The following is a 12,500-nucleotide window of genomic DNA, read 5'->3' on the forward strand; positions in this document are numbered from 1 at the left end:
AATTGGCGGCGAAAGAAAAGAAATCGTTGCCGGAAACTCTCTTACAGTTCGTTATTTTCTTTTGGAACGAAAAGGAAAGGTCGTATCGATTTATCTTTGTTTCGATTCCGAAAACAAAACTGTTTCCGTTTTCTTTCAAGATCCGAAACATTTTCTGCAACCTCTCTTCTCGGATTCTTTTTGATCCTTTGAAAGAAATTCACTTGAATAACGAGACTTCCCGAAAATACTGGAAACACTCCGGGCCTATAGCTCAGTTGGTTAGAGCGGCAGACTCATAATCTGCGGGTCGAAGGTTCAAGTCCTTCTGGGCCCACACGAGTAAAACTTTACTCGCAACAAAATTAAACTTTCCATTCCATAACAACTCAAGAGGGATGCCTTCCTATAATTTATCAATAGGTCTATACAGCATTCAATTCGAAGAAAGTACAAATAACTGAAAGTGTAAATACAACCTTTTGAATTATCTGAAGCGGAGAGAGCCGGTCGCAATTTCAGATTTTTATTTTCCAATTTCGAAAAACTATACGATGCATCCCTGAAATCTGCTCTCCTCAATTATTTTTGATTCAAAGCATAGATCAGAAGACACGTGAAGCACCTATTATAATTATAATTCGGAAAAATTTGAAGCTCCTTAAGAGACAATTTCTGATTGAAATTTTTTATTTCGTTCGGATGTTACGAGTATGAAAAAACAATACGTGACTACGGTTATCGCAACGGTTTCTTACATTCTACTTTTAGCATCCGGTTGCAGTAAACAAGATCCGGTGGATTATAACAATAAGATCATGGAAGTATTGAACTCTTCCATAAACTATAATTCTGCCACAAGCGATATGGATGGGTTAAATATAACTTTGGCAAATGACGATTTTACAAACGCGGAAAACGCCAGAAAGGCTTGGGAATCAAAACTGACTTCTTCTCTTGATAAACTGAAGAGAATCGGCGATTTTAAAGGAGATTCCGGCTTTAAGAACGCGGGCATTCAAGCGATCGAAACCTATCTGAAGGTCGTAAGCAAAGATTATAAACGCCTCATAGAACTTCGTGCTCAAAAAGACAAGGCCGATCAGAACGAAATCATTCAAATAAGCAACCGAATCAACCAGGATTTCGAAAAGGCAGCTAACACTTTGAATGCTGCTTCCGATAAGTTCGCGAAAGAATACCCGGCCCAATAATTCTTTCTCAAAATAAATAAAGGGAACCTCTATAAAATAGATTTTAGAATTCTCGAATGTCATAAAATAGTGGTTTCTCATAAGAATTCCTTATAACGTTCTGTTGTTTTTTGATTTTATAGAGGTGCCCTAAAGCCAAATGTTCTTTAGGCGGCGCCTTACGAGCACAGTGTTTTTGAGTTTTCATTAAAACGAACACCGCTTTCTTTCAAACTTAGTTTTTTATCTTTTACGAATTATACATCAAAAAGGGTTTTTAACATATTTGGAACGGCCTTATCAACTAAAAGCTTGTCCCAAAATCTATTTGGGGAACATTCTAATTAAAATGATAGCAAATACGAGTTGGAATAATGCATTATAATTATCGAATCTGAATTCCCAACAAGTTTTTATGGCTCTAAACGCATTGAGCCAAGCAAAAGTGCGTTAGACTGTCCATCTAAAAGGATTTAATGGAGCAGTTCATTCAGGATTTCTCTCATTTTTTTATTTGGAATTCGATACCCAACATTCCTCCTTTTTAATTTTTCCTTAATTGCATTGTTAGCATCAGCTTTATCCAAAGAGATAATCTCCGTCTTCAGAACATTATAATTTCTAAATATTATAAAGTTTTTCAAACTAGGAAATAATAGTTTAGAATCGTAAGCCCAGCCGAAGCGATTACAAAAGCTATAGATGACCAATCGACAAGAATATGCCTTTAAATGCCTCTTTTACAGAGATCCGTCGTGTTTGGACCCGTGAAGCCCTTTGGAAATTTGCGAAGCTACCATCCGATGCCATTCTTTTAGTTCTAATTTTAAAAAAGCATTCATAAAGTTTAATGTTTATTTTTCAATTTTATTTAAAGTTCCTGCTGCCACCCATTCCTGAAATCTTCTATGTAACATTGATTTCGAACCGAACATTGGAGGAATATCTCCATTGAACTCCTGTTCTTACTCTGTAAAATATTGCGGCCATCGCCACTCTATCATCAAGCCGAGGACGACCTCCTTTCTTGGAGTTTGTTTTACGCTTTGGTAGCAAGGGATGAAGGCGTTTCCAAATCTCTTCAGGGATATCTAAATGACCTAAATCTGATTTCATATGTCATATCTATTTCCTGAGACTACAAGTACAAGGAGGTTTTGGGACAACCTCTTAGTTCTAATTTTAGAACTTGCCTCCAAACTTTGATAGAAATATCATCGTGAATCTTTCACGAGACGAAGGAGTCCCATAGATTTCTTCCTTTTGACTATTGATTGGCTTTCGAATAGGCTTTATTATTGTTAAACTCCGTAAGAACTCCTACATTCTGAGATTTTGAAACAAACTTTTATTGAAAAAATTTGATTGGAACGGATCAACTCAAGAACTTTCGTCTCGGATATATACCTCGAACCTTTTATGGCACGTTTTATTTATTTTGTATGAAAGTAACTATCTTGGTAAATTAACGATAATTCGCTTTTTTGTTTATAACTTTATTTTAGAGCTTGTCCCAAAACCTATTTCCAGGACATTCTAATTAAAATGATAGCAAATGCGATTTGGAATAATGCCTTATAATTTTCAAATTTGAATTCCCAACAAGTTTTTATGGCTCTAAATGCATTAAACCAAGCAAAAGTACGTTCGACTGTCCATCTAAAAGGATTTAGCGGAGCAATCCATTCAGGATTTCTCGCATTCTTTTTATTTGGAATTCGATATTGAATATTCTTCTTTTTTAAATTGTTCTTAATCGTTTTGTTAGAGTAAGCCTTATCTAAAGAAAGGATTTCTGGTTTAAGCAATTTTTTGTTTCTAAATACTTTGAACTTTTCTAAAGTAGGAAAAAGTAATTTAGAATCGTGAGTTCCTGCCGAAGCGATTACAAAAGCTACAGGTGCTCCACGCCGATCGACGAGAATATGCCTTTTAAGGCCTCTTTTGCCGCGATCCGTCGGGTTTGGACCCGTGAAAGCCCCCCTTTGGGAGCTCTTGCGAAGCTACCATCAGATGCCATTCTTTTAGTTCTAATTTTAACAGTGCGCTCATAAAGTTTTAATGCTTCTTTTTCAATTTTATCAAAAACTCCGCTGGCTACCCATTCCTGAAATCTTCTATGTAACGTTGATTTTGAACCGAACATCGGAGGTATATATCTCCATTGAATTCCTGTTCTTACCCTGTAAAATATTGCGGCCATCGCCACTCTATCATCAAGCCGAGGACGACCTCCTTTCTTGGAGTTTGTTTTACGCTTTGGTAGCAAGGGATGAAGGCGTTTCCAAATCTCTTCAGGGATATCTAAATGACCTAAATCTGATTTCATATGTCATATCTATTTCCTGAGACTACAAGTACAAGGAGGTTTTGGGACAGGCTCTGATATGGCGCCCCCATCCGGAGCTGTAAATATTTTTTCGCATTTTTTTTAATCACCCAATAATTTAACTCGTTAGAGAAAAGCATTCGCGACGATTGATCAGACTGATATTCGCGGGTTGGATACCGCAGGATAATCTATACATCGGGAGCTGTTCTTAGTCTTAAAACGAAGGTCAAATTTGAAATTCAAATTTGCTTCAACACTGAGCCAACAAGTATTCCTCCTTTATCGTACATCTTCTCTAACGAATCCAATTATTGGATGAAACATTACTCTAACTCTATGCAACCAGATTCATCGCCGCCCAAAGAAATCCGGATAACTCTCTTGAAACTGCCGTTATCATTACCTGAGGAGTTTTTCCTCTTTGCTGTAGATTACGAAACTTCTTGTGTAATCTGAGAGATGCTTTTTCCGCCAAAGCAACAACTAACGCAGGTTGTCCCGATCTACGTGCGGTTACAATCTTACTTCCTGTTCCAGGGAAACGATGTTGCCAAGCTGCTTCTGTCAATATTCTTCGAAGTCTGGGACTTCCTGTTTTTGTTATCCCTGTTTGTTTTCTTTTGGAACCGCTGGAATATTCTCCCGGAACAGTCTGTGTAGTGATAGTATTCACCTGACAGTCGGGTAAAAATCAGTGGTCCCGATTTCTTCTGAAAGTAAAAATGATTTTACCACAAATTATTTAAACTCAGGAGAAACCGATGACCACCAACGCCAATGCGACGACAAAAGCTACGAGAAGAAAGCTAAATTTATTAGAACTTGCTAACGAATTAGAAAATGTAAGTAAGGCCTGCAAAATCATGGGATATTCCCGTCAGCAGTTCTACGAGATCCGAAGAAACTTTCAAACTTACGGAGCAGAAGGACTTTTGGATCGAATGCCTGGAGCAAACGGACCTCATCCGAACAGAGTCAGCGAAGAAATCGAGAAAGAAGTTTTAGAATATTCTCTACAACGTCCTACCCACGGTTGTTTAAAAGTCGCACAACAACTCAGCCTCAAGGGAATCAAAGTAAGCTCAGGAGGAGTCAGAGGAGTTTGGGCGAGGAATAAACTTGTAACCAAACATCAAAGGCTTCTCAGACTTGAAGAACATCACAAAGATCAAATCATCCCTCTCACCGAGGATCAGATTAAACTCCTTGAAAGATTCGATCCAGAATACAGAGAAAGGCACATACATGCCGATTCTACCGGAGAATTGGTCTCTATGGACACGTTCATGGTCGGTTCCTTAAAGGGAGTTGGAAGAGTCTATTTGCAAACCGTAATCGATTGTCACAGTCGATTCGCTTGGGGAAGGCTTTTTAATACGAAGATTCCTGTTACCGCTGTGCAAACTCTCAACAACGACGTCCTTCCATTCTTCGAAGAACATAACGTTAAAGTTATGACCGTTCTTACCGATAATGGTCGTGAGTATTGTGGAAGAGAAGATCAACATCCGTTCGAACTCTTTCTTCAATTAGAAGAGATCGAACATCGGACTACTAAAGTGCGAAGACCCCAGAGCAATGGATACGTTGAACGACTTCATCGAACTTTGCTCGACGAGCATTTCAGAATTGCTGGTAGAACCAAATTCTACGAGGCGATTGAAGAAATGCAAATCGATCTGGAAATCTTCTTTGAGGAATACAATTACAAGAGAGTCCATCAAGGAAGAAACATGAACGGAAGAACTCCATTTCAAGTATTTTTCGAAGGAATTAAAGTCGAAGAGGACGAGGAGCCTAGTTCAGAAGATTAGTCAATTTCTTTCAGAAGTGTCAGGCGAATACTGTTACTGTACAAATTTTCGATTATTTTCGGCGATCGGTGAGGGTGTCAGCGTTCCTGTGTAAATGACATATCTTAAAACGAATCGAACTTCAACCGATCGCCGAAAATAATCGAAAATTGATTCATTGCTTTTCCCCAATCTTGAATAGGCATGGTCCATTTTTTAGACATATTATTCAAAGCTAAATAAAGAAGCTTGATAGCCGCTTCATCGGTAGGAAACGAACCCCGATTCTTGATAATTTTTCTTAAACCCATATTCATAGATTCGATAGCGTTTGTGGTGTAAATCGCCTTACGAATATTAGGTGGATATGCCAAAAAAGGAATCACCGATTCCCAATTGTTTCTCCAGGACTTGCTGATCATCGGATATTGACTGTCCCATTTGGTTGAAAAATCATCAAGGCTTTTCTTAGCAATCTCTGCCGACGGAGATTTGTAGATAGCCTTTAAATCAATCATCAACTCTTTCTTCTGTTTGTAAGAAACCCATTTCAAAGAATTCCTTACCATATGAACGATACAAAGTTGAACTTGTGCATTAGGAAAAACTGATATGATCGTATCCGGAAATCCTTTTAACCCGTCAACGCAGGCGATTAAGATATCTTCAACTCCGCGATTCTTTAAATCGGTTAAGATCTGAAGCCAGAACTTCGCTCCTTCGGTGCGCTCCACCCAAATCCCAAGTATCTCTTTTGTGCCCTGTAGATTGATTCCTAAAGCCAAATAGAAGGATTTGTTTTGAACGTGGTGACCGTCTCTCACCTTTACGACTAACGCGTCCATGATGAGAATTGGATATACTTTATCCAAAGAACGATTCTGCCACTCGATCACCGTTTCCAGTACCGAATCGGTGACTTCTGAGATCAGATCCGCTGAGACTTCCACTTGATAGATTTCTTGGAGATGTTGGGTAATTTCTCGTGTGGTCATTCCGCGTGAATACATCGAAATGATCTTATCATCGAAGCCGGTAAAACGTGTCTGACCTTTTTGTATGATCTGAGGTTCGAAACTGCCGTTTCTGTCTCGAGGTATTTCCAAATCGATTGTTCCAAAATCTCCTTTGAGCTTTTTGTTACTTTTTCCATTCCGAGAATTTCCTGTGTTATTGCCCAACGAGGAATTCTTCTCGTATCCAAGGTGATGCGTCATCTCACCTTGCATCGCTCGCTCTATCAGTGATTTCGTTAGTTGCTTTAAGAGGCCTTCATTTCCCAGTAGATCTTCAGGACTCTTATCTTTGATTAATTCATCGAGTAGCTCTTCAGCTCGATTTTTGGGGTTGCTCATATTGGGTTTATCCTTGTTACTTTTTGGTTATTCACAAGTCATTTACACAATCAAGCCGACACTCTCGCTATCTCTTGTATTCTCTTATCCATCGCTTTTAAATTCTCTTCTTGAACTCTTACCCGACTATAATAGTCGTTAAATGTCTCTTGAAGGATCTCATTGTTAAACTGTAGATTGTTCAACCATTTGTTATGACTGACTGTCCAATACTTTGTTGCTGAGTAAGTTATACCCTTTCTTAATAAGAATTTCATCAACCTCTGACGATTCCTTCCTAAATCCAAACGAAGGCTGTCATGGGATCTTAGATAATCCCTTACTGCTTCGTCCTCTTCACTCGGTACATGAATCGATTCTAATTCTCCACTTCGTAATAATTTTGCTAACTTGATTGTATCTCTCTTATCCGTTTTGATCTTATCCGAGCTTTGTCTTGGTATCTTTCCTGGCGCTACAAGGATACAGTTCACTCCCAAAGACTTTAGATATCTGTAAAGTGGATAACCCGTTACTCCCGCCTCGTAACAACTATGTATCTCGTTCCATTCTGATTTTAGTTTATTGACGAACTTTTTGATCTGAACCTCATTATGTTTTATCTGCTGTTCTTTTACTATTTCCTTTGTATTGTTCGTTAAACACGCAATTCTAATCGTTTCTTTGTGGACATCCATTCCTACATATACTTTTCTTTTCATTACGTTCCTTCTGTTGGTTTTCTTGTTTTGTGGTAAATGCTTGCATCTAACCCACGGTTTTCAAGCCCAGAAGGGGCGCCATTTTGTCTTAATAACAACCAGCGGATGCCTCTTAATGGATCGGCATCCAGGACTTGAAACTTTCTTGAATTATAATTTTCGAAAAAGATCGAACTTTCTCCATCCGTTTTCTCATTGAAATTCGAAGCTTCAACTCTATCGTTGTTACTTGCTACGGAAGGAAACAGAATGAAGATCCGATCAACGTTCGCACTATCATTTTTTCTTCTGATTTGTCTGCATTGCCAGAACGCGGATCAATCACAAACGATGAGCTTGCAGGAAAAAATCAATTCTATGAACGACTACAATACGGTCCTTGGATTCCTCGGAACGATTCGGGATCATCGAAAAAAGAAACACATAAATTCGCAGCACGACTCAACAAAACAAGTCGAGCAAATCCGGCGAAAACAAAAAGAAATTCTTGAAATATGGATCGGCAAAAGAATCTTCTTTCACAACGCGGAGCTTGTTCGATTGCCTCGACGCGTTCAAAATTTGGACCTAACAACGCACTCAGAAAAAGTCTGGGTCGCCGAATATACGATCGCATCTTTTTCCAGCGGACTCGACGGTTTTTATATTATTTCCGATAAGAACAAACCACAGGAAAGGGAATTTCTCCAGGTGAGAATCTTCCGTTTTCTAAAAAGTCCAGAACAATATCTCGGCGCACTTCATGAAAGAATGCAATTGGAAGGAAAAATCAAATCCGTTTATTATGATGGCGGCTACGATCTGGAACGAACTAAACTAACACCTTACGAATCCGTTTTTATCGCTTTGGAATAAGACAAGTCAAACGATTTAAAATGAAATCGAAATACAAGCTCGAACCGATCATCGAAGGAAACATCCCGAACTCAAACGTTTGCATCCTCAAGATTTCGATCTTCCTCAAATAACGTCCCTAAATCGGATTCGATGGGAAGAATTCCTGAAAAAATTTCGAAAGAAAAATTTCGCCGTAGAATGGAACTGCGGTTCTTCCGAATCGGAATCTTGGATCTAAGATTCCGATTCGAAACTTAAATCTTCACCATTCAAAAACTTGATTTCGTTTAACAATCGGACAAACAAACAACTTCAATCGAAACGCATGAGTAAAATGATTTGAGACATCGGCGCAAATTACAAATGACTCTCAAATATTTGAATCATTTTCCCAAAATATTCGGCTTTAAAAAAGGTTCAAATCGTCCTAAATCCAGGTTGGCAGAGAAGTTTTCACTTAAAATTCTGGTCGTAAATGCCTGAACTTCTCGAAAAAAAAACTGGGACCCGTAAAAAAAGAGGAAAGAGCGGACTTAACGTAGCGGCCGACGACATTTTCATATTTCCAATTCCGGATCTCACGTATAAGTTTTTGGAAAAAGTTTGGTCCTCTTTCGTAAATAAGATCGTCGCCTTAACGTTTACGAACAATCAACCTATGTTCAACTATGCGGTCTTTGAGGCAATTCAAGACAAGAATCTAAAAATCGTCTCCTCCTCCACACACTTTAAAATGAAAGAGGTCGCGACCCGAATCGGACTCAGAGATATTCAAGAATTCATAAACCGAACTCTTCCCGTTTCGATTCAGGACCAGGATAATCTTTCCGCAAATTTTATCCGAGAAGCGATCATATCAGTCGAAACTAAAAAACGTCCCGAAGTTGTTTTCAGTAGTCTCAAGGACGAAAAAATCCATCCGAATTTAAGACATCTTCTTTCGGGGACCATGAATTACGCCGCCGGAATTCCTCTTTTCGTAAAAGGGAATCCGATCGGTATGATCTGGGGAATTCGAAGAGATAGGATGAGCGACGAACAAAGAGAAGAAGTTCGAGAACAATTGAGTTCATTTTACGACGTAGTGGACTTTGTAGTCGCTCGTGAAATGGATAACAAGGCAGATCCGTATATCGCAAAGAAAAATATAGAAAAAGCGGATCTTCACTCCTACGCGAAACATCTTTATTACACGAGAACCGGAGGACAACAACATCCGGTTACTTCGATCATCTTCGATTGTCATACCTACAATTGTTCTTATCGTCTAGACGCAAGTTACATCATTCCATCTAACAACGGTTTTTCGGTTAGCCTAAAACGATTCGAGCCAGAAAAAACAAACGAGACCGGAAAAATCCTTCTTTTAATCCCCGGCTTTTTTTGCAGAAGATCGGTAATGGACAAGGTCGCACGAGAGATGGCTCTCAAATACGGTTACCGAGTCTTTTCTATGGATATGCGCGGTCGTTCTAGACAAACTCTTCCATACAACGGAATCAAAGAAGGATGGACAATCGACGATTTCATTCAGGAAGATTTTCCCGCCGTTCTCAATTGGATCCGAGAAAGTTTCCCAAAAGAAAAGATTGTAGTGATGGGACACAGTATGGGGGGAATGATTCCTAGATACTATGTATCCGCCTATGAAACCTTCATCTCCAAATATCCTCAAAACAAGGTCCCTCTTCCCGATCCAAAGGAAGCAATTTCCGGAATTATTTCCGTGACTTCCCCAAATTTCGTTTCCGTGGGAACCAATATCCCTGGAATGAACGCGCTCAAAACCGGGCTTAGTCTATTACCTGCAAAATCGATTTCCGATTTCCTTTTCGATCTGACTACATTCTCCCTTCAATCCGCTCTTCCGACAGTGGATCTCAATAAATTCTTTAAGTTTTTATTGGGGCTTCATTCTTCTTTGAGAACGGTTTCTTTTGAACTCAGCACGAAAGTCGTAAACCTAAGAGATTTTGTCGGCTACAGACAAATTTCTCCTCCGGAATGGTATTTTCTGATCGAAGATATTTTTTGCGAGGAATCTACAAAGGTAATTCTACAGTTCATCCGTTCTCAGCTAAGCAAAGATCACGCATTTTTTTCTTTTGACGGTTCGATCAATTATACAGAATTACAAAGAAATTTCCAACTTCCGATTTACTCCGTTCTAGGCACTTTGGATAAAATCGTTCCTGTAAATTCGGTGGAAGAAGAATTGAAATCTCTCCCTTCGCCCAACAATCAAATCGTAAAATTTGACCAGGGACATTTAGGAATTCTATTCCATATGCCTACGGTTCGAGAAATGTGTTCTGGCTTTCACGATTGGATTCAGAAACTCGATTGATTTCCTCGGGAAAGCATTTGACACCAAAGGTTTACAAGGATAGCCTCCAAAGGGAATGGATCTTGTAGAAGCAAAAATTTCAGACATTTCTCTGACAAACGTAGGATTTGCAGTTTTTCTAAAAACGAAGGATGATTCCGATTCCAGAGTAGTCCCCATTTTTATAGGACCTTTGGAAACCCATTCCATCACTTCTGTTTTGGACGGAACCAAACCTCCGAGACCGATGACTCACGATTTGATGACCGTTCTGCTTGGAACTTTAAACGTAAGCATCATTAAGATATCAATCGAAGAGATCATAGATAATACTTTTTACGCAAAAATTACTCTTCGTAAGGACGAAGATGTAATCGTCCTAGACGCGAGGCCGAGCGATTCCATCGCACTGGCGCTCAGGGCAAACGCCCCGATCTATCTCGCCAAAAAAGTGATCGAAGAAGCCGGAATAGAAATGAAGGACGAAGAAATTCCGGGAGAATCCATTGCCAGAGAAAAAATCTCTCAACTTCCCAAAACCCAATTGGAAATCCTACAAGACTCCCTCAACAACGCACTTAAAACAGAAGACTATGAAACAGCGGCCAGAATTCGGGATCAGATCAAAAAGTTAATCGAGAATTCTTAATTTTCCTGATACAGTTTAAAAAAGAGACGACTTAGAACTGGTGCAGGTTCTACAATAATCGATCGAACACAATTGGTAGATCAAAAGGAGAATCAGATTGGAAAGATTATTGATGGATATTCTAAACGCAGGAATCGCTCTGTTTCAAAATGGAGAAGAAAAAGTCAAACAGTCTCTGGCTGAGTTGGATACGATTTACCAGGAACTGAGAGAAAAAGGAGAAGCAAATCAAAGCGTAAAAGCCAACCAGGTCCGCGAACTTTTGAATAAAACGGTTCAGGATGCGACCGAAATTCTCGCTAAAGGTGGTGAAAGCAGACAACAGGCATTCGCTAAACTACAGGAAAATTTCATTCGTCTTTCCGCGGAAATCGAAGCATCAATTCCGGACCAATTCAAAGCGACCGCAAAAAACTCTCTCGAAGAATTAAAGCGTCTCTTAAGTAACAAGCAATAGCCTCTCTTTTTTCGAAAATGTTAAGACAAGGTAAGTGGCTTGGAAGATTGTTGTCTTCGAGCCATTCTACCTCTCATGAACAAAATTTCCTTTGTACTTTTCTTTACCGTATTCATCGATATGATGGGGTTTTCCGTAATTTTTCCCATTTTCCCCGAAACGCTAAAGGCCTTTCTCGCTAAATCCGGCGATCCCGTTCTTGACAAGTTCACCGACTTTACGAGAATCATTTTGGAAACCTCTTCGGGAGATTGGTCCTTATTCGTCGCTCTTTTCGGTGGAATTGTCGCGAGTCTCTATTCTCTTTTACAATTCGTATTCGCGCCCATTTGGGGAAAAATTTCGGATCGGATCGGTCGTAAACCAGTACTCGTTCTTACGAGTTTTGGAAGTTTTTTCGGTTATGCGATTTGGTTGTTCTCTGGAAGTTTTTCTCTTTTCGTTTTTTCCAGAGTGATCACCGGAATAATGGGAGGAAACATCTCTGTAGCCTCTGCAGCGATGGCGGATATTACAAACGAAAAAGATCGTGCAAAAGGAATGGGACTAATCGGTGCAGGCGTTGGCCTGGGCTTTATCGCGGGTCCTCCGATGGGAGGGTTATTTGCGAAAGTAGATTCCAGCTTTTTAGAACTTATGTTTCCGAACCTGACTTTCACCATGTTTCCCGTATCAGCTCTTGCCGCCACTGCGATCGCTTTGTTCAATCTTTTTATGATCATTTTTTGGTTTCGGGAAACCTTCGATCTAAAAAATCGCGCATCATCAGAAACGAAAAAGATTCATCCCATCATCGGAATTTTCAATTCCAAAAATAAGGAAGTTATTACATATTCCTTCCTCTATTTTGTTTTCGTCTTTGCATTTTCTGGTTTTGA

At 39.4% G+C, this 12,500-nt stretch carries 10 protein-coding genes, 1 tRNA gene and 4 pseudogenes (2 of these 15 only partly in view); 9 read left to right on the forward strand and 6 right to left on the reverse strand.

Annotated elements, in window-relative coordinates; translation table 11 throughout:
- The 3 genes from LEP1GSC190_RS10185 to LEP1GSC190_RS10195 all read left to right on the forward strand — a co-directional run.
- Positions 1-184: the final stretch of a hypothetical protein gene (locus LEP1GSC190_RS10185; protein ID WP_002761855.1), read on the forward strand. Its footprint begins 389 nt before the window's first position; the window shows 184 of its 573 coding nt (coding positions 390-573); its start codon lies beyond the left edge, outside the window; it ends in the stop codon at positions 182-184.
- 58 nt (positions 185-242) lie between these two features.
- Positions 243-316, forward strand: a tRNA-Ile gene (locus tag LEP1GSC190_RS10190).
- A 376-nt stretch (positions 317-692) separates the two neighbouring features.
- Positions 693-1,193, forward strand: a complete 501-nt coding sequence (locus tag LEP1GSC190_RS10195; protein WP_002761866.1) for an LIC11966 family lipoprotein — start codon at positions 693-695, stop codon at positions 1,191-1,193.
- A gap of 303 nt (positions 1,194-1,496) precedes the next feature.
- On the opposite strand, the pseudogene LEP1GSC190_RS10200 reads toward LEP1GSC190_RS10195, so the two are convergent.
- The 4 genes and pseudogenes from LEP1GSC190_RS10200 to LEP1GSC190_RS10210 all read right to left on the reverse strand — a co-directional run.
- Positions 1,497-2,288, reverse strand: a pseudogene (locus tag LEP1GSC190_RS10200) (IS5 family transposase).
- A 404-nt stretch (positions 2,289-2,692) separates the two neighbouring features.
- Positions 2,693-3,501 (reverse strand): IS5 family transposase gene (locus LEP1GSC190_RS10205; RefSeq protein WP_100224632.1). Its coding sequence is split into 2 segments (ribosomal slippage): positions 2,693-3,162 and positions 3,162-3,501, totalling 810 coding nucleotides; the frame shifts between segments, so codons are not numbered across the junction.
- Positions 3,502-3,536: 35 nt separating this feature from the next.
- Positions 3,537-3,641 (reverse strand): annotated as a pseudogene (locus tag LEP1GSC190_RS20775) (histidine kinase); the annotation flags it as partial.
- Positions 3,642-3,838: 197 nt separating this feature from the next.
- Positions 3,839-4,153: pseudogene (locus tag LEP1GSC190_RS10210) on the reverse strand (transposase); the annotation flags it as partial.
- Positions 4,154-4,265: 112 nt separating this feature from the next.
- On the opposite strand from LEP1GSC190_RS10210, the gene LEP1GSC190_RS10215 reads away from it, so the two are divergent.
- Positions 4,266-5,318: an IS481 family transposase gene (locus tag LEP1GSC190_RS10215; protein WP_002745363.1), complete on the forward strand. Its 1,053-nt coding sequence runs from the start codon at positions 4,266-4,268 to the stop codon at positions 5,316-5,318.
- 104 nt (positions 5,319-5,422) lie between these two features.
- Here the strand turns inward: LEP1GSC190_RS10215 and LEP1GSC190_RS10220 are convergent, their stop codons facing one another.
- Both LEP1GSC190_RS10220 and LEP1GSC190_RS10225 read right to left on the reverse strand, forming a co-directional pair.
- Entirely contained in the window at positions 5,423-6,652 is a 1,230-nt protein-coding gene (locus tag LEP1GSC190_RS10220) for an IS256 family transposase (protein ID WP_002749202.1), read from the reverse strand.
- A gap of 65 nt (positions 6,653-6,717) precedes the next feature.
- Positions 6,718-7,353: pseudogene (locus LEP1GSC190_RS10225) on the reverse strand (IS110 family transposase); the annotation flags it as partial.
- A gap of 249 nt (positions 7,354-7,602) precedes the next feature.
- On the opposite strand from LEP1GSC190_RS10225, the gene LEP1GSC190_RS10230 reads away from it, so the two are divergent.
- From LEP1GSC190_RS10230 to LEP1GSC190_RS10250, 5 genes are all read left to right on the forward strand, one after another.
- Positions 7,603-8,208, forward strand: a complete 606-nt coding sequence (locus LEP1GSC190_RS10230; RefSeq protein ID WP_237578297.1) for a hypothetical protein — start codon at positions 7,603-7,605, stop codon at positions 8,206-8,208.
- Between the two features lie 457 nt (positions 8,209-8,665).
- The gene (locus LEP1GSC190_RS10235; RefSeq protein ID WP_002747908.1) at positions 8,666-10,537 is read left to right on the forward strand and encodes an alpha/beta hydrolase; all 1,872 of its coding nucleotides are present in this window, start codon (positions 8,666-8,668) and stop codon (positions 10,535-10,537) included.
- 55 nt (positions 10,538-10,592) lie between these two features.
- Positions 10,593-11,165: a bifunctional nuclease family protein gene (locus LEP1GSC190_RS10240; protein WP_002622072.1), complete on the forward strand. Its 573-nt coding sequence runs from the start codon at positions 10,593-10,595 to the stop codon at positions 11,163-11,165.
- 97 nt (positions 11,166-11,262) lie between these two features.
- Positions 11,263-11,622, forward strand: a complete 360-nt coding sequence (locus LEP1GSC190_RS10245) for a phasin-related domain-containing protein (protein ID WP_002747823.1) — start codon at positions 11,263-11,265, stop codon at positions 11,620-11,622.
- A 75-nt stretch (positions 11,623-11,697) separates the two neighbouring features.
- A protein-coding gene (locus tag LEP1GSC190_RS10250; protein WP_002748001.1) for an MFS transporter crosses the window boundary here: on the forward strand, positions 11,698-12,500 show its 5' portion. Its footprint extends 496 nt past the window's final position; the window shows 803 of its 1,299 coding nt (coding positions 1-803); its start codon is at positions 11,698-11,700; its stop codon lies off the right edge, out of view.

The sequence above is a fragment of the Leptospira mayottensis 200901116 genome (genome assembly GCF_000306675.2).
GTDB lineage: Bacteria > Spirochaetota > Leptospiria > Leptospirales > Leptospiraceae > Leptospira > Leptospira mayottensis.